Source organism: Aureitalea sp. L0-47 (assembly GCF_026126405.1).
GTDB lineage: Bacteria > Bacteroidota > Bacteroidia > Flavobacteriales > Flavobacteriaceae > Pukyongia.
This window is the reverse complement of sequence record NZ_JAFMTQ010000009.1, coordinates 85,803-103,988: the sequence shown is the minus strand read 5'-3', so window position 1 is coordinate 103,988 and position 18,186 is coordinate 85,803. Positions and strand designations below refer to the sequence as shown.

The following is an 18,186-nucleotide window of genomic DNA, read 5'->3' as shown; positions in this document are numbered from 1 at the left end:
TGTTACTTGTTTTGGCAATTCAGACGTATCTTGTTGAGGATAGCCTGCAATTGCTCCAGTTCGTTTTTTGATATTCCTTTTAATGATGAATTTCTGTTGTGATGAATGATAGGAGGAAGGGTTTCAAGTACTTCCTTTCCTTTTGTTGTTATTTCCAGTTTATAGCGCCTTCGGTCGCTGTCGTTCATGGATCGTTTAATAAAATTCTTCTTTACCATGGTATTGATCATGCGTGTCATGGAAGCGTTGTCCTTAAACACCAGTTCGGCGATCTCCTTTTGGGTCATCTCCGGGAATTTGTTCAGAAACAATAATACCAACCCCTGGTCTATGGTCATTTCCGGAATTGCTTCGGAAATATTTTGCTGGGCAAATTTTCTGTATTCCTTGATGGTACTTTCAATTGTATGAAACACCGTTTCCGAAGGGAGCTTTAACTTCATTAATTAATTATTTGAGACAAATATAATTGATATATCAAATATATTACAAAACTTTAACGGAGTTTTTAGAAACTTGTTGTTTTGTGATGAAGTTTATTTTCTGAAAAGTCGCAGCAATAAATGAAATATCCAAAGTAATAATGGAAATCCCACAACTGTGTATGTATAAAACCAGTAGTACTCTCCGGCACGAGCACTCCCTCTGAAAACTCCATTCCCTCCGAAACTTCCCGAGAGATTATCGGCTAGGGCCCAGCTAACGGGATACCATATTACGCCGAGTACAATCGCTATTATTAAAAGAACTTTTAAGATACGATCTACTTTCGATCGCGGCATTCGAAAGCGCCTTACACCCAGGTACAAACTCAAGGGCAAGGCGATCATAGCCAGCCAGGTGAGGACATTTCCGAGAGGGATAAAAGGATCTTCGATCACAGCATAAACCAACAAATCGGAACCGTTGACTAGTAGCGTAGTCGTGATAACGACAACAAGAGAGCACATAAAAAATCCGAAACGTCTCACTTTTTCTTGTTAACTCAGAACAAAATAGCTAGAAATAAATTAAAAATTTATTAAATCTGTTTATTTACATTATTACATGAAAGATCTTCAATACTACCAACACCTCCAACGATTGTATTTTCATAACTGGTTCCATTGTAAACTTGTTTAAAAGTTAGATTCCAATACTTGCATTCACCTTCAGAAGTTTTAAATGCGACTGCTGCAGGAATGGTCCTGTATATGGTTTTTCCAGTTATAGTGTGCTTGTATATCTTCCAATTATTATCTGTGATTACTATACGCTGAACTTTCTTATTATCTTCCCACCCTTCATTTATTAAAGCTTGTTTCATTGATTGTGTTAAATCAGGATTATTCATTTTAGCGCCAGGCATATAAACACCTGCGAGATTCTTCTCCCTGTATTTTATGGCATAATTTGCTAGTTGATCCCGTCCGGTACTGCAATCTAACGTGAATGTCCCTTCAGCAAATGGAATAATATTGCTTAGTCCAATTCCAAGTCCAGTTAGGGTTACTTTTATTTCGTGATTTCGAGGAGAAATATTAGCTAGAGTTTTTGAAAATTTAGCAGGACCGCTATGTGTATTTGTTGCAGGATCTGGAATAATTTCCATATACAAATACGTTTTGTTTTCTTTTAAACTTTCCCAACTCATACTAAACTCATGAGATGTTTTTTCTGTTCCATCTACGTAAATACTAGTGGTTACCTTAATAGCGTTTCTTGCACTAGCTAAATCCTTGAAACTGCCTTCTAAATAGGCCATAGCATAAATAAAATCACCTGCCTTATAAAGATCTTTTACCGTTGAGATGTTTTCAGATTTAATCTTAGGCCTTTTACTAAAAAACACCACTTTGCCTATATTATTTTTATGAAAATCACTGGTAAAAATATTTTTATAAATGTTCTCGGTGAGGCTTTCATAAGCTGTCATCATTTGCTTATGTAAGCTGTTGACATTAGAATCTTCGGGTAATATCAGAATTGCAGCTTCACTTAATTGTTTGGCTTGCTCTATATATTTAATCGCTTCACGTTCATTTCCCGTTTTATTTTCAAATGCTCCTTCAATTAATCCATTAATAACAACTTGTAATGTTTCATTGTAGTAGGCGGCATAGTTTCGTTCAAATGCTTTTACAGTTTGAACTTTGGAATCCAGGTTATGTCCTTTAAATTTAGCATCTCCTTCAGTCGTTATTTTCAATAAATTTGGGTAGTCAATTTCAGTAGCTGCTTTTAAATAATTAGATGTGTTATAATAGCTGTGAACCCATTCTGCACCACTTCCAAGTTTATCATCTAACAGATTCGAAAGTTGCCAGCTTTTTGATAAAATAAGTTTTTCAAATTCTGCTTTTGCTAAGTTATAGTCATTTACAGTACCTAAATTATTATCATAATAGGTTTGATATCCATCTAATCTTGTTTGCAAGTCACTTACATCAAAATTTGGATCATACGTTTTTACATTTCGTAGGTGAATAGGTGCAGTTTCTAAAAATCCGGAATATTGCAACATTATCTCTTCACTTCCCCAATCAGGACTGTTTTTCAGATCTTCAAGCTTATCTAACCTCTCGATCAAAGAATATAGAAAGTTTTTGGCAGGACTTCTATCAATTGTTCCCTGTTGAGATTCAAGATTAGTACTTTTTATTACTTTAAAAGGATATCTGGCTTGGATCGTAAAATCTGTACCAAAAAAGGCTCTCACCTCATAATCACCCACTTGCAATCCTTTAAAAGTTAATGTGCCATCTGTTACACCTTTTGTGTATTTCCAATTTCCATAGTCTCTTGCGGCAGAACTAGGGTTAATTAACGTAATCCAATCATTTTCGCCTCCAGGGAATCCTGAAAAAACCACTGTGATTTCTTCAAGTTCATTATAAATATCTTTTGCTGTTTTTACGCTCACATTCAAATCTTCATTGCCAATTAGAGCGTGATTATCTTTAATCTTATTCAATAAATGGCCGGAAGAATAACTTAAATTAGCTGAAAATAGAAAACAAAGAAGGAAGAATATTTTATTCATGATTATATGATTTAGATTATTTTATTTTCTAAATCATAATCATTTTTTTGTAAGACTAAAGATACGATTTTATTGTATTAATATTTAGAAAAATACAACTAACCATTACATTTCCTTAAGGGAGCAATTCGAAACTATAAAAGAAGTTTTATCTACAAAAATCAACTACTTAAAAGTAGAAAAAAAGGATTTACCCTTAAGTAAATCCTTTATCAATTATTTCATTCTCCAACTATCTCAACAAACAAACCATCATCTGTCTTCTCCACCTTAGCCAGGTTATTCTTGGTTAGGTGCTTAATGGCCTTGTCCCATTTCTTATTGGAGAGACCGGTCTCTGCTTTTAGCTCGACCAGGTGAACAGGTGAATTCTTTCTGAGAAGTTCCAAAACATGTTTTTCCTCATCGTTCAAAGCTACCTGCTTCTTCTCAGGTTTCATTTGAGGGAAGAACAGCACTTCCTGTATGGAAGCATTATTAGAAAGGAACATCACAAGGCGGTCCATTCCAATTCCCATCCCACTCGTAGGAGGCATGCCGTATTCCAGGGCCCTGATGAAGTCGTTATCGATAAACATGGCTTCATCATCTCCGCGGTCGGCCAACTTTAACTGGTCTTCAAATCGCTCCCGTTGATCGATTGGGTCGTTTAACTCGCTGTAGGCATTGGCTACTTCTTTTCCACAGATCATGAGTTCGAAACGCTCCGTAAGTTCCGGATCGCTACGATGTTCTTTACACAATGGACTCATTTCTTTGGGATAGTCCATGATGAAGGTGGGCTGTATAAAGTTACCTTCACATTTCTCACCGAAGATCTCGTCTATAAGCTTTCCTTTACCCATTGAAGGATCTACTTCAACGCCCATCTTTTCAGCCGCTGCGCGAATTTCCTCCTCAGTCTTGCCGGTAATATCAAAACCAGTGAATTGTTTAATGGCGTCGGTCATGGTTACTCGCGGATAGGGTGCCTTAAAGTTTATGGTATGCTCTCCGAAAGTAGCCTCCGTGGTACCGTTTACCTGCTCTGCACAGAATTCCAGCAATTGCTCACAGAATTCCATCATCCAGTTGTAGTCCTTGTAAGCTACATAGATCTCCATGGCCGTGAACTCCGGGTTGTGAGTTCTGTCCATTCCTTCATTTCTGAAGTTCTTGGAGAATTCGTACACCCCGTCGAAACCACCTACGATCAGTCTTTTCAAATACAATTCGTTGGCGATCCGCAAATACAACGGCATGTCCAGGGTATTGTGGTGTGTAACGAATGGTCTTGCAGCCGCTCCTCCGGGTATGGGTTGTAGTATAGGGGTTTCCACTTCAAAATAGCCGTGTTTGTTGAAGAAATCACGCATGGCGGTGAAGAGCTTCGTTCTTTTTACAAAGACGTCTTTTACATGTGGATTCACGACCAGGTCGGCATAACGCTGCCTGTAGCGCTGCTCGGGATCGGTAAAGGCATCGTGCACTTTTCCTTCTGAATCAACCCTGGGTTGAGGTAATGGTTTTAGTGCTTTAGAAAGTAGGGTGAAATTCTTCACCATTACTGTCTTTTCGCCTACCTGAGTTGTAAACAATTCACCTTCCACACCGATAAAATCACCGATGTCGAGTAGTTTTTTATATACCTCGTTATAATGAGTTTTGTCTTCGCCCGGACAGATCTCGTCCCTGTTGAAGTATACCTGGATTCTTCCCTCACCGTCCTGAAGTTCTGCAAAAGAGGCCTTCCCCTGGATGCGTCTCGACATAAGCCGGCCGGCTAAATTCACCTTTTTTCCTTCTTCAAATTCCTGTTTAATTTTTGCTGAAGTGGTATCCACCGGGTATAGAGCCGCCGGATAAGGTTCGATGCCTAGATTTCTCAGTTGGGAAAGTTTCTCCCTTCGTATCAATTCCAGTTCTGAAAGTTGCATAGGTGTACGTCTTTTGATAGCCGTGTTTTCACAGACGGCACAAAATTAACCTAAATCGAAAAACTTTGTGTTATAACTTTCAGAAAAACCCCTTGTTATTCCTTCGATTGAGATTTTATATACTCAAGCGAGGCAGCAGCTTCTTCATTTTCCGGGTCTACCTTCAGGGCATTTTCATAGTTATGGATAGCCTCCGAATGACGCCCAAGGACCCCAAGGGAATTGGCCAGACTAAGGTGCGTACCCACCTCATCCGGGAATAGCAGGGTATTGAGTTTGTAAACAGCCAGCCCCTCTTCCTTCCTCTTGGAATAGAATAAAACTGTTGCATAGGTATTCAATTCGTAGCGGTTTTTAACCACCTTTTCCAATTCGGGTAGTAATTTGAGTGATTTCTTTCCGAATTTCTCCAGGCTAACTTCTTTTAAAAGATCGTCAACCTTGGATACACCCGAATAATTCGGGGTGTAATTTCCATTCAGGATCTCAAGGATATCCGACTCCAGTGTTGTCACTGGCTCCTCCGTAATGCGATTCACTTCCACGCCATTTTTATAGAAAATGAAGGTTGGAACTCTATGAATGTTCTTTCCTTCGTGTTCTCCTCCCGGACTTTGTTTGTAGGAGGCTTTGTCCCGGTCTACGGCCACTGCCGTGAGACGCTCCAGGGGATATTCAGCAGCTTCAAGTACTTTGTAGAATCGGGGGACTTCTCTTTTACTGTCCCCACACCAGGTTCCCATAAAGAGTTCGATGGTGTAATCGGCAAGTTGGTCTTTAATTTCGTTGATAACGGCAGCATTGGGCTGGTACTCGCTTCGGTTTTTCAGGAACCAGGACGCGTAGCTCCCATTGGACAGCCCCTCCTGGTTGATTTTCCCCAGTAATTTCGGACTCGTTCCTTCTTTGATGATTTCCTTGTTAACTGGCTGAGCAATGAGCAGGCCGGTGAACAGTAGCATAGTGATAAGCAATCGATTTTTCATGTTCGTTTCTGAATTTGTGCCCCGATGCCTTAGCGAAGTGGCAGATTGATGATGGAACGAAATTGCCTATCCTTCAGAAAAAAATTGAAGAAAGATGGGTTGAAATAAGGGCTAGACCCCCGGTTGAAATAAATTAAGAGGCTGAATATAAGGTTTTTACTTCATCTCTCGAAGAGACCTTCAGTTTCTTGTACAGGTTGTTGATATGGGTTTTTACTGTGCTTACGCTCACGTACATTTCGGTAGCGATCTCCTTATTGGTCTTATCGGCCAGGATAAGATCGAGTACTTTCTGCTCCTGGTTGGACAAAACCTTGGAAGCATCCGGGATGGCATTCTTGATCTTTTTCCACTTTCCGAAGAAATAAAAATTAGCAAGAACAGATAGTAAAGTGAGTAAACCAACTAAGTAAACCCACCACGGGAGTTTGGCCTCGCTGGCGGTTTGAACCAGGAACTGATCTGCCTTTAGCTCCGCCTCATATTGAAGGGCATAGGTTGTCTCAGGATAGGTTGATATTAATCTTTGAAGTAAATTGTTATAGTACTCATTGGTCTTCAGGTCTTCCAAATAGTAGGCGTGAAGAATGCTACGCCTATCGCTGATGAAGCTGTAGACATATAACTCAGCAAGGGGTTCATTGAGTTGTTCACCGTACTGCTGAAGTATACTGAACCACTTCTTGGTATTCAGTTTTCGGTTAGCTTCAGAACGGTAACTACTGAAAGCAAAGCGCATATCGTTTTTCAGCGAGTCGATCTTCAGAAAGGCATTGCTGCGTTCATCAGTAGAGACAACCTTACAGAACATTTCATCTTCGAAGGTTACCGGAAGCGATAGGTCAGTGGTGTTGTTAGCTACAAATACGATTTCCTTGCTGTTGCTGCAATTACCGCTCACATGCGACACATTGAATTCTCCGTCGGGACAGGTATCTACATGAATCCTGTACATTCGGTTCTGAGCCGGGAGATTGTTGCCCGTAAAGACAAAGTATCCTGTGGAATCCGGTACCGTCTTGGCGATGATCTGTTCGTGGTAGACGCCCGAGATCTTGCGGTAATCTTCCACCATAGAAAGGTATACTTCACCTTCTATCATGGAATCGTCCACATAGCCGTCGAACTCGTATTGCGCCTGAATAGAATGTATCGCAAGGCTTAAGAAGCATAGTATGACAAATGAAACTCCTCTCAATTTTATAGTTTTTCTTTGGCTTCGTCCAGTAATCCCTGGAATTCGCTGTCGCCCGGAGCAAGTTCCAGGGCTTTTTCAAATTGGGCTATGGCTTCTTCATAACGTTCCATATCTGAAAATCGTGCACCTAGTCCGGCATAGGAGTTCGCATCTTCAGGGTAGATCATAGTGTTGAGTTTCGCCACCGCGATCCCTTCTTCTTTTTTCCCTTGTCGGAAAATGGTCTTGGCATAGGTATTCAATTCGTACACATCCCTGGGTTTGCCTTCGAACTCACTCGCCAGGCTTTCCATATTTGCTTTGAAGGCCTCCAGACCCATGCTGTTCAATTTATTGTGAATGAGATCCGCCACATAATAATAGGGTAGGTAATTTTCACTCAGAATAACGGGAATATCTTCTTCAATGGTACGTACCGGGTATTCGATGATCCGATTCACTTCCGCCTCGTCCTTATTGAAAATGATGGTAGGAACATGATGTATGTTCTTGCCGTACTCCTCTTTGCCCGGACTAAGTTTATAATTTTCGATCTCGTCGTCGATAGCCACTACGGTTAGTTGTTCCATTGGAAAGTCGGCGGCTTCAAGGATCTTGTACAAGGTAGGGACCTCACGTTGGCTATCTTCGCACCAGGTGCCCATAAAAACTTCGATCTCGTATTCGGCAAGTTCCTCTTTGAAACTGTCGACAAGTCCGGTATTCACCTGGTAGTCTTCATAGGTAGGTTGGAACCAATCTTCGAAGGCAGGTTTCATTAGATCATCCTTCTCGATCAACCCAAGCAGTTTGTCCTCGGTATCAGGAGCTACTGCCTCTTCAACGGGGTCGCCAGCTACTGTTGTGTCGGTTTGCTTGTCTTTGCATGCGGTTAGCAAGGGAATCAGAAAACTGAGAAGAATGAGGTAGGAACGCATAAGTATATTTTTTGGTAAATATAGCGAGGCATATTGAGTTAATCAACATTGTAACAAATCACTTGTTCCGTCATCTTATAACAGTAGAATAATTGTAATTTTAATTTTATGAGTTTTTGGAGAGTTTTGCTTTCAATTTTATTTCCTCCACTGGCTGTGATCGACAAGGGTTGTGGTTCGGTGCTAATCGTACTAATCCTTACCGTGGCCGGTTGGATTCCCGGGGTGATCGCCGCACTGATCATACTTAACAATCCGGATCGATAATTTATCTTTAGCGGTCGGGTGTATTCTGTTTTTCTTCGGAATCGATCATGATAGACCATAAGTTCTTACTCTTGGTCGCTAAAACACATACTTTCGGTATCTTTGTAATCATTAAAACACATTAACCTTCGGAACGATGAAAAAATTATTTCTACTCGCATTTGTTTCAATTTCTTTGATAAGTTGTCAATTTCAGGAAACTATGATTCTAAATGAAGACGGTACAGGCCGCATGTCACTTAGTATGGACTTAAGTGAAATGATGGCTTTTAGTGGTGAATTCGGGAAAGATTCAACCGAGACGAAGCAGGACACCATCATTACTTTCAAAGATATTTTTGAAGAAAAGAAAGATAGTATCGCAAAACTATCCAGGGCCGAACAAAAGAAGCTAAAGGCAATGGAAAATTACAAAATACGAATAATGAGTGATCCGGATGCGGAAAAAATGCTAATGGATGTCTTCACCGATTTTAAGGATGTGTCCGAAGCAAATGAACTTATGAGGGGATACCAGCAAGCCGAAGGATTTATTCCGGGTAGTGATTCCTCAGCCAGTGAAGAAGGGGGAGATGAGGAGGAACCAGAGATCATGGCAGTTGCTTACGAATTCAAGAATAATGTTTTTAAACGTGATGCGTATATTATTGATGAGGTAGCTCACAAGAGACAGATAGATAGTATGAAACAGGCCGAAGCTTTTATGAGTTCCATGAAGTATAAGATAAAGTATACCTTCCCTAGAAAAATTAAGAGTACCTCAGTTGAGGACGCTACTTTCTCTCTCGACGGCAAAACGATGGAGCTCGAACGCAGCTTCTTAGACTATTTTAAAGATCCGGACGTATTGGACGTTGAGGTTGAATTGGAGAATTAATAGTGAATAGAACAATAGAAATACAGGACCTTGGAAACAAGGACTACAAAGATACCTGGGACTACCAGGAGGAACTATTCAGGGAAATTCTCGATCTGAAGATCCGGAACCGCAGAGAAAACCTCGAACTGGAAACTCCAAACCACTTTCTCTTTGTGGAGCATCCGCATGTATACACTCTGGGGAAAAGTGGTGACTTTTCGAATTTGCTCATAGACGAAGACAAGCTCAAAGAGATCGATGCTACCTTCTACAAGATCAACCGAGGTGGAGATATCACCTACCATGGCCCTGGTCAGGTTGTAGGCTACCCCATCCTTGACCTGGAAAATTTCTTTACAGATATTCACAAATACCTTCGCTTTCTGGAGGAAATGATCATCCTTACCCTGGCGGAGTATGGATTGAAAGGTGAGCGTTCTCAAGGAGAAACCGGTGTGTGGCTGGATGTTGGAACTCCCTTTGCTCGCAAGATCTGCGCCATGGGTGTGCGTGCCAGCAGATGGGTCACCATGCACGGATTTGCCTTCAATGTGAATACGGACCTGGGCTATTTCGATCACATGATCCCCTGCGGAATAAAGGGCAAAGCGGTTACATCACTTAATGTAGAGTTGGGCAGACCTCATATTTCCATGGAAGAGGTTAAATCAAAACTATTGCATCACTTCACGGAATTATTCGAGGCGTCTGTTTCGGATAAAGTTGACTTATAAAAAAACCGCGACCTGGGCCGCGGTATTAATTGCTTACTTTGTGAACGAAGTAAGAACACTGGTTCCGTCCAGCTTTCCTTTCTTATTGTAGTCTTCAGATTTAACAACGCCTACCCCTTCGGCTATCCATTGTTTTGACGTCCGACTCTGGTTTGCCGCCATAGATTTTATCCGCGTAGTCTGGGTAAGAACATAACAAGGGAAGGTGCCGGCAGGTACCGTAACGGTTTCGGTGGCAAGTACCTTTCTATCTGTGATCAACGTACTCATCGTAAAATTCATACCGGACATTGACATAGTTACAATAATTTCGGCATCAGGCAATGATTGCCCAACAGAAAGGTCATTGGGAAGGTCAAGATTGGTCCCTTTTACGTCAGTTTCCATTTCTTCCCCATAGGCAGCAAGCATTCCCTGACCCATCAAAGATTTAAAATCTATGGATACCACGCCTTCCTTACAGGTAGCTTCGTATTCCGTGCCATTCATTTCCTTGCCTTTTTTGTCGATCAGCTTCATTGTCATGTTAGCTATTGTAGCATCTCCTGTGCTGGAAACACTGTTGATGTGGTATTCGACCATCCCCTGGGATTTACCCTTAGCATTGTACATGGTTAATTGAGAAACGGCTCCTTCAGTAAAAGGGTAGTACTTGCTACAGTCCTGTGCATTCACAGTACTGGAAATCATTAACGAGAGGGTGAAAATTGTTATTATTTTTTTCATGATATACATTTTATTGATGAGGTTAATTACAAATATAAAGATTTAGGCACTATATTATATTGGTCCTTAGAGGCCTAGTAAGAGCCCGAAATAGAATCTGTTTCTTCTATTACTACTTTTTCTTTTCGTGCCTTGCGATCTTTCTTGCGTTGCTCTTTGGATTTCTTTGGTGCATCGATCACTGAGTCCAGGACTCGATCTGTAGTTTTTGATGCTTCTCGATCCACTCGCCATTCAACGGTTCGTTCAGCTGCACGCTCAGCTCTTTTACTGAGTTTTTTAAAGATCTGGGCATCTGCCTGCGTTCCTAATAGAAGGAACAATAGAACTAGAAGATAATTTGTCGTTTTCATGATGTTAGGATTTATTTAAATTCATAAATTATTTAATCGATCTTTCTTATTACTAACCAGGTCCCTCTCCCCGCAGTGGAGGCACCTCCATAAACGGCAGTAGACGAGGGTGTAACATTTGTAGAAAATAGCTGCAACTGATCACCATTTGAGAATTGCTCCACAAAGGTGGTTGAGTAGGTGATTCCATAATTGATGTCGACTGCTTCGGTGCGCTGTTCCAGTGTGGTCATATAGTAGACTCCATTAAGCCAGACTCGATTGCTCATCAGCATTTCATAATTGGGTGCCGCCAGGTTAACATTAAAAGATGTCCTTATTTCATATAGTCCATCGGCTGGTATTGTATAGGTGCCAGTACTGGTATCGTAGGACCCACCTCCCGAATTGTATGATATTGAGTTTAGGAACAGGATAAAATTTCCTCCCTGTGGGATCGAACTGGAAGCAGTTGTGCTGCTTACCTTTAATACCACTTTAGCACTATCAGCAGAGGTTCGTACTTTTTCCCAGTTTGTTCCATTAAAACTGTAATACCCAACACCATTTCCACCTGTAACCGAAGCATTGGTGTTCCAGATCAATAAACCTGTAGCTGCTGTATTGGTGCCGTCCAGCATTGTATCAGACACGTCTCCAAGAGCTACGCGTGGTATCAAAAGACCCTGGTCAGATGAATTTATGTCGAGCACTGCTGAAGGGTTTGGAGAAGTTGTACCGATACCCACCTGTGCCGTGATCGGATGGAGCGAAAAGCTTAGCAGCAGGATAATGATGATTCTTTTCATTTCTTAAAAGTGGTTTGTTTTATTACTTTGTTCTTGTGCGTGATCTTGAGGGTGTAAATCCCTTTTGCGAGATGATTGATGTTGAGATAGATCTGCTTAAATGGTTCCAGCTCAACATTCCCGGCATAGACCTTACGCTCTTTTTTCATTGGGGGGTATCGTTTATTAATCCAAAACTAGGAATCAAGATCGGGCCCTTGTTGGAGCCATGTAACCAATGTTATGACATATGTAACATCCCGTGTTTAAGGGGTGAGAAGCAAGGTTTACTCTATTTCAAAAGCATTCAGGAAGAGAAATAATCTGTTGGAGATGCTCCGAATTCCTGTTTGAAGCACTTGGTAAAATAGGATGGATCGTTGAAGCCTACTGTATAGCCTATCTCCGATATGTTGGCCTTTTTATCCTTCAGAAGATTGTAGGCAAGTTTTAATCTTTGAGAACGTAAAAATTCACTTGTAGACTGACCTGTGATCGCTTTTAGCTTTCGGTGGAGTTGCATTCTACTCACCCCCATTTCTTTGCTGAAACGCTCTGCACTAAAATCGGTTTGCGTTAAATATTGATCCATTACTTTCTGAAGTCGTTCCAGGAATTGTTCATCAGCCGATGAGATGGAAATGTCCTTTGGCCGAATGAGAACTTCCTGTGCGAACCTGGATTGCAATTTCCTGCGGTTTTCAATTAGATTGGTGACAGTAGCCTTTAATAATTGCGAGTTGAATGGCTTAATAACATAAGAATCCGCACCACTATGCACCCCATCCAGTTTATCCTTATCATCGGATTTAGCGGTAAGTAAAACTATTGGTATGTGGGATGTTATTTCATTTTCTTTAAGATTCTTTGTGAATCCAAAACCATCCATTAAAGGCATCATTACATCACTAATAACAATATCCGGGATCTCTTCCAATGCCAGCTCTAATCCCTCTTTTCCATTTGAAGCGGTTTTGATCTGATACGTTGATTCAAAAATTGAACACACATAGTTTCTGATCTCCACATTGTCATCAACCACCAGTAAGATAGGGGCGTCCTCAGGAGTTGAGAGATGCTGCTCAAGGATCTCTTCTGAAACAGACTCAACAGTTGTCTCACTTTTCTGAAGTTCTTCGGAAAGAATTTCATCAGGACCGTAATCCGATTTATTTATCGGGATTTCTACCCTAAATTGCGTTCCTTCTTCTTCCGAACTTTCCACCGAAATAGTTCCTTTATGCAATTCGACCAATTCCTTGGTCAGCGCGAGGCCAATTCCAGTGCCAGGATTATCTCGATCGGATTGATAAAACCTTTCGAAGATTTTGATTTGCTGTTCTTCCGAGAGGAATTTGCCGGTATTTTTAACGCTAAAGGAATAAACTGAAGGCTCCCTTAAACTTGAGATCCGAACGGTCTCTCCTTCATTGGTATACTTTATAGCATTACCCAGTAAATTAAACAGAATCTTTTCCATAGCATCACGATCGAACCAGTCGTCCACTTCGTATTTAGTGTCCAGAGATACTTCGAGTTTAATATTCTTTTCTTTTCCACTGAACGCAAAGGCTTCTGCCTGCACAGCAATGAAATTTGATAAATTACCCGGTTGAACATGTAACGATAAATTGCCGCTCTCCAATTTGGACAATGCTAGTAATTGTTCCACCAGCGATTCCAGGCGATAGGTATTGGTCTTTGCAATAAGCAGGTTCTTTCGGTCACTTTTGCTCAGTTTTCCTGAATTCAATTGATCCTCAACCGGGCCTTTTATCAAGGTTAGCGGGGTTCTGAATTCGTGGGATATATTCGCGAAGAATGTCGATTTTGCCTTATCCAGTTCCTTTAATTTCTTTGCCGTCTTTAAACGGTTCCTGTACTGGAAGAAAAAGAATAGTCCAACCATTGCCATCAATCCGATTCCCCCGAGTAATAGGTTTCGTTGATTCTTCTTTTGTTCTTCTACCAATTCGTTTTGCGAGGTAAGCAATTCAATTTCCCTGTCGCGGCTCTCAGTCTGGTATATGGCCTCGATCTCCTTTATTTTTTCTGAACTCTGAATTGCCTGAAGCGAATCCTTTAGCGCAGTAGCCTGTTCTTTGTAACGAAATGCATTTCTGAAATCACCATTTTGCTCGTACGCGTCAGACAACAACTCAAGTGTTTCCTGAGCAACCTGGCTATTTTGAGATGCTTCGTTGAGTGATTCGACTTCTTTCAGGTAGGGAATGGCGAGAGAAGGTTGGTTTTTTTTAAGGGATAACTTTGCCAATTCAAGCGCATTTAGTGAGGCTTCGTATGCCCTTCCATTTCTTTTGTGAATTTCAAACCCTTCATTAAAATATTCTTCCGCCTTTTCAGGGTCTCCTTGTTTTACCTTTAACTGACCCAGATAGGTGCTAATCTCTCCCACGGTTCGCTCGTCCTTCAAACCAGAAAAGAAAGTATAGCTTAAAGTCAAAAGGCTATCTGCACGATTGAGTTCATTCTTAAACAGATACACCTGGCCAAGGTTGATATGGGTTGTATTAAGCAAATAACTTGCGCCAGGACCCAATTTTTCGAACTCCTGGTTGGCACGAATATAGTACGTTTCTGAAGCGTTGTAGTCCTCAAGATCGAGGTAGATATTCCCAAGATTCTGATAGGCCGCAGCAATTACATCCGGGCGAAGAGCTTCTACTTTATGCACCGAATCGACAACCAGTAATTTCTTGATCGCCTCATCGAGTTTGTTCTGCCTGGCATAGGCCGTAGCCAACGCGGTGTGAGAATCAGCGAAGATCATATTATTTGGGTCGTCGTAAGTTAGGGTAGCGGCAATGGCATTTTCACAGGCCTCTACAGATTCGTCCATCATGCCCATTAAATAATAGGTTCGGCATAAACTGTTATACGCCCGGGCTGTGCCAATAGGGTAGTCGATCTGCTTAGATAAATCCAGAGCCCCTTTAAAATACGCGATGGCCGAATCATTCTGTTGCACTCGCTTAAAACATTGCCCAATGAGATAGTCGGCATCGATAATACCCTGGCTGTAATTTAAATCGGTAGTAAGGGTTTTGATCTTCCGCGAATAGAAAAAAGCACTATCGGGATACGGGTTTATATTTTGAGCCATTTTCATTCTCCATCCGGTAATTTTAATGGAGTCTTCGGTAGAAATATTTTTCACGTAGGAAATGGCGTCCTGGGCAAAAAAGGAAGTAGAAGAGAAAAGAAAACACAGAATTAGTAGAATTCTTTGCATTGTTAGGTTGCTTGATTTCTAAATATAGGTAATTACAAATAAAGTAACTATCGAACCTCGTAAAGAATGATCTCATTAGACTCTCCTTTAACTAATACATTCATAGCGTTAGAACGATCCAGGTTGTCGAGAGCTGCAGATGATGACCCGTAAATCGGGAAGCCGGGAAGTAGGTCGCCGTCACGGTTGTAAATGAAAATTTGTTTTTCCTGGGTTTCGGTGAGGCTAACAAGGGTGTTTCCGTTCACCCGGTAGATTTCGGGTGTTGTATATATCCCGAAAGGTAATTCTATCAACTTTCCGTTAACACGTAAAAGATTGTCGTCCAGGGTAGCTTTTGTATTATAATCGATTACGAAAGAATAACTATCCGATACCTCCAGCTTTTGAGAACTCACCTTTCCGCTTTGTGAGATCTTTTCTTTGGTTTTTTCTGAAGTAATTACCACGAAACTCGATCCTTCCTGCTCAATTGGGGTATCAGAAAACTTGAACCTTTTACCAACACGAACCCTCGACTTTCCAACCCTGCTAAGAATATTCAGGGTACCGCTTTCTTCTGCCACTAAGATATAATCCTTGTTTCCCATACGGATATGCTGAACCGGTAAAACAATGGATGATCCCGCACCTGCGAACTTGAACCCGCTTACATTCTTGCCTTTGTTATCGTAGAGTAAGACCTCCTTGTCCTGAACGATCGCAAAGCGGTACTTTCGGTTATTGTCGTAGTCGAAAACAGACAAAGGTTGAGTGACTTCATCCCTAAACTGAACAGGGAACGGGCGCACGTCGTTTCCATTTCGATCCACTACATACAAAGCATTCTTTGTGGCAAAGGCAAGTTGTTTTTTCCCATTCCGAAGAATATCCACCTCATGAACCTCTCCCAGGATAGGATGCTTGAGATCGCGAGACCAAAGTGCCTTCCCGCTAGAGGAGAGCAGGTGCAATTTGTTAGACATATCCTGAACAGCTATATCTTTTCCTCCCGTTCGATGATTGGTAAAGAATGTGGGTTCTCCCAGAATATCCACCTCCAGTTTTTTACTGAATAGTTGAACTACACCTCCTGCCATTTTTTTGGATTGAGTGGCTTCTTTACAAACGAAATTCACATGTGCAAAATCCCTGTCATGACTGAATTGCAACACAGATAAGTTGTAATCGCCAACACTCGCCAAATTGTTTGGATTCGGTGTTGCTCCAAACAATGCATCGGATATACCCGTATTTACCTGCTCATCAAAGAACATGATCATCAGTGAGGAGGCAGTACTCATGTCCCCTAAGGCGGTTTGGTAATGGTTCGAATTCTCCAGGACACTGTTGGTCTTGAAAGACGTGATGAAGTTTTCCGCAGTTACCATGGTTTCAGTAAAAACAAAGAAATCCTCCACCCTGAAACAATAAGCAGGGATGGTCTGAGAAATTAAAGGATTGAAATTCTCAACAAAGATCTGGGCAGCAGTAAAATCGTAGATATCAACATCCCGGAAGTTAGTGTTCACAAGTAAGGAGGGTAGCAGGGATTCATTGGTAAGAGTAGGATCTATACTGTGCATTATAATAATATCCCCCTCTTTCGTCCGGATTTCAGCCAATTCAGTAGCCGTTTCGAAGATCGCAGGCAACGTTTTGGGAATTGTGTCTCCGCGTAACGATCGCAAATGCTGAACAAGTGAATCTGGGTTGGAGATGGTAAAAGTAACAGAAGACCTGGCGTTAACCGGATGAACAGAGCTGATATGATTTGTTTGTGGGATCTGACCCTTAAACGCATCCATAAGCTTTATTACAGAATCCTGACCCGTGGCAACCCCGTAGCCTGTAATACCTCCCGGCGCTATGGTGAGATTAAGCGAAACCTGTTCCGATAGTGGTTCATAAATGGAATCGGTTAGATGCACCATGCTATTGTTTCTCGTAATTAGAAGCTCCGCGTCGCTTCCCAGTCGAGTAGTATTCCGATACTTCTCTTCAGAAGCCGTTTTGTCGTCCAGGATTTCTTCCAGTAACTTCTGGGAGGAAGTGAGAAGGAAAAAACTATCGCGGCTTGCCGAAAAAGCGATCTGCTCTTCCACCTGGATTCGATCGATGGTGTATTTGCCGTAGGTGAGGGTTTCTGAAATGATATTGGGAACCGAATCCAACTCTAGTATCGTACTGTCCATTCGGGAAATGAAAGCAAATTCTTTTTGGTCTCCCTCACCAGAGTGAATGCTGATCAGGGATTTTGTCTTGATTGTAAGATGCCGAAGGATCTCGTGATCACCGGATAACAGTTTAAATTCGGTTCTATCCTTGTAACGGTCTATAATCTCGTTGAGTTTAAGATCGTTTTTGAGTGTTTCATAATTTGAAATGGAAATAATAGTTTCAGGGTCCCTGGGGATAAAATCTTCCGGTTGGGTAAAGGAAGCATTATCCGATTCACACGCTAAAAGAAGCGCGCAAATTGCGATGAAAAAACTACTGTTCAGGAACTGCTGCACAACACAAAAATAGGGAGTATCGGCCATCGAAACAGTTGGTTTACCAATACTTTATCTACGTCTTTTCAACAATCTACAGATCGAGCCGAAGTTGTTCCGGGAGTAACCTGAAACTCTTGCGGTGATAAGGCGTAGGTCCATATTTCTTAATGGCATCCCGATGCTCTAACGTAGGATATCCTTTATTCCTTTTCCAGTTATAAGCGGGGAACTCCGCATGTAGCTTGTGAAGGTATTCGTCCCTATACGTTTTTGCGAGTATGGAGGCGGCGGCGATGTGCAGGTATTTGCTATCACCTTTCACCACACACTCGTAGGCTGTTTTCTTGTAAGGTTTGAACTTATTCCCATCTATGGCAATGAATTCAGGCTGGATCTTTAATTGTTCAATAGCCCTGTGCATCGCCAGTATGGAGGCGTTGAGGATGTTTACCTGGTCGATCTCTTCCATCATCACATGAGCCACGGCATAAGCAACGGCAGCTTGCTCTATTACAGGCCGCAATTCTTCTCGTTTTTTTTCTGAAAGTTGCTTGGAATCGGTAAGCCAGGGATGGCTGAAATCATCGGGCAGTATAACCGCTGCAGCCGTTACCGGACCGGCAAGGCAACCACGCCCCGCTTCGTCGGTTCCGCACTCTATAAGACCAGGATTTATTTTAAGGGCTAACACTGAAATTAAAAGTAACTATT

General features: G+C 41.6%; 17 protein-coding genes. 3 read left to right on the top strand and 14 right to left on the bottom strand.

Going from position 1 to position 18,186, the window contains the following annotated elements:
* Positions 1 to 2: 2 nt before the first annotated feature.
* From J1N09_RS10315 to J1N09_RS10285, 7 genes are all read right to left on the bottom strand, one after another.
* On the bottom strand, positions 3 to 443 hold the full coding sequence (locus J1N09_RS10315) for a MarR family winged helix-turn-helix transcriptional regulator (protein WP_265200104.1): 441 nt from the start codon (positions 441 to 443) through the stop codon (positions 3 to 5).
* A 93-nt stretch (positions 444 to 536) separates the two neighbouring features.
* A complete protein-coding gene (locus J1N09_RS10310; RefSeq protein WP_265200103.1) occupies positions 537 to 971 on the bottom strand; it encodes a hypothetical protein in 435 nt (144 codons plus the stop codon).
* A 50-nt stretch (positions 972 to 1,021) separates the two neighbouring features.
* Positions 1,022 to 3,022: a hypothetical protein gene (locus J1N09_RS10305; protein WP_265200102.1), complete on the bottom strand. Its 2,001-nt coding sequence runs from the start codon at positions 3,020 to 3,022 to the stop codon at positions 1,022 to 1,024.
* 221 nt (positions 3,023 to 3,243) lie between these two features.
* Positions 3,244 to 4,938, bottom strand: coding sequence for a lysine--tRNA ligase (lysS, locus tag J1N09_RS10300; protein ID WP_265200101.1), 1,695 nt, complete (start codon positions 4,936 to 4,938; stop codon positions 3,244 to 3,246).
* A 95-nt stretch (positions 4,939 to 5,033) separates the two neighbouring features.
* Positions 5,034 to 5,924: a thioredoxin family protein gene (locus tag J1N09_RS10295; RefSeq protein ID WP_265200100.1), complete on the bottom strand. Its 891-nt coding sequence runs from the start codon at positions 5,922 to 5,924 to the stop codon at positions 5,034 to 5,036.
* A 133-nt stretch (positions 5,925 to 6,057) separates the two neighbouring features.
* Positions 6,058 to 7,122 carry a helix-turn-helix domain-containing protein gene (locus J1N09_RS10290; protein ID WP_265200099.1) on the bottom strand — a complete coding sequence of 355 codons (1,065 nt, stop codon included), beginning with the start codon at positions 7,120 to 7,122 and terminating at the stop codon, positions 6,058 to 6,060.
* Between the two features lie 2 nt (positions 7,123 to 7,124).
* Complete coding sequence (locus J1N09_RS10285) at positions 7,125 to 8,039, bottom strand: hypothetical protein (RefSeq protein WP_265200098.1); 915 nt, start codon at positions 8,037 to 8,039, stop codon at positions 7,125 to 7,127.
* A gap of 108 nt (positions 8,040 to 8,147) precedes the next feature.
* Here J1N09_RS10285 and J1N09_RS10280 point away from each other — a divergent pair, with 108 nt between their 5' ends.
* From J1N09_RS10280 to lipB, 3 genes are all read left to right on the top strand, one after another.
* Positions 8,148 to 8,306: a YqaE/Pmp3 family membrane protein gene (locus J1N09_RS10280; RefSeq protein WP_265200097.1), complete on the top strand. Its 159-nt coding sequence runs from the start codon at positions 8,148 to 8,150 to the stop codon at positions 8,304 to 8,306.
* 136 nt (positions 8,307 to 8,442) lie between these two features.
* A complete protein-coding gene (locus J1N09_RS10275) occupies positions 8,443 to 9,183 on the top strand; it encodes a hypothetical protein (protein ID WP_265200096.1) in 741 nt (246 codons plus the stop codon).
* 2 nt (positions 9,184 to 9,185) lie between these two features.
* On the top strand, positions 9,186 to 9,899 hold the full coding sequence (gene lipB / locus J1N09_RS10270; protein WP_265200095.1) for a lipoyl(octanoyl) transferase LipB: 714 nt from the start codon (positions 9,186 to 9,188) through the stop codon (positions 9,897 to 9,899).
* A gap of 33 nt (positions 9,900 to 9,932) precedes the next feature.
* Here lipB and J1N09_RS10265 read toward each other — a convergent pair whose 3' ends face one another.
* The 7 genes from J1N09_RS10265 to J1N09_RS10235 all read right to left on the bottom strand — a co-directional run bounded on the left by J1N09_RS10265 (position 9,933) and on the right by J1N09_RS10235 (position 18,166).
* Complete coding sequence (locus J1N09_RS10265; RefSeq protein ID WP_265200094.1) at positions 9,933 to 10,625, bottom strand: hypothetical protein; 693 nt, start codon at positions 10,623 to 10,625, stop codon at positions 9,933 to 9,935.
* A gap of 74 nt (positions 10,626 to 10,699) precedes the next feature.
* On the bottom strand, positions 10,700 to 10,978 hold the full coding sequence (locus tag J1N09_RS10260) for a hypothetical protein (protein ID WP_265200093.1): 279 nt from the start codon (positions 10,976 to 10,978) through the stop codon (positions 10,700 to 10,702).
* Between the two features lie 32 nt (positions 10,979 to 11,010).
* Positions 11,011 to 11,766: a hypothetical protein gene (locus tag J1N09_RS10255; RefSeq protein WP_265200092.1), complete on the bottom strand. Its 756-nt coding sequence runs from the start codon at positions 11,764 to 11,766 to the stop codon at positions 11,011 to 11,013.
* On the bottom strand, positions 11,763 to 11,915 hold the full coding sequence (locus J1N09_RS10250; RefSeq protein ID WP_265200091.1) for a hypothetical protein: 153 nt from the start codon (positions 11,913 to 11,915) through the stop codon (positions 11,763 to 11,765). Before J1N09_RS10250 ends, J1N09_RS10255 begins: the two co-directional genes overlap by 4 nt.
* 137 nt (positions 11,916 to 12,052) lie before the next feature.
* Positions 12,053 to 14,998, bottom strand: coding sequence for an ATP-binding protein (locus J1N09_RS10245; protein WP_265200090.1), 2,946 nt, complete (start codon positions 14,996 to 14,998; stop codon positions 12,053 to 12,055).
* Positions 14,999 to 15,045: 47 nt separating this feature from the next.
* Complete coding sequence (locus J1N09_RS10240; RefSeq protein WP_265200088.1) at positions 15,046 to 17,520, bottom strand: hypothetical protein; 2,475 nt, start codon at positions 17,518 to 17,520, stop codon at positions 15,046 to 15,048.
* Positions 17,521 to 17,566: 46 nt separating this feature from the next.
* Entirely contained in the window at positions 17,567 to 18,166 is a 600-nt protein-coding gene (locus J1N09_RS10235) for a ribonuclease HII (RefSeq protein ID WP_265200087.1), read from the bottom strand.
* Positions 18,167 to 18,186 lie beyond the last annotated feature (20 nt).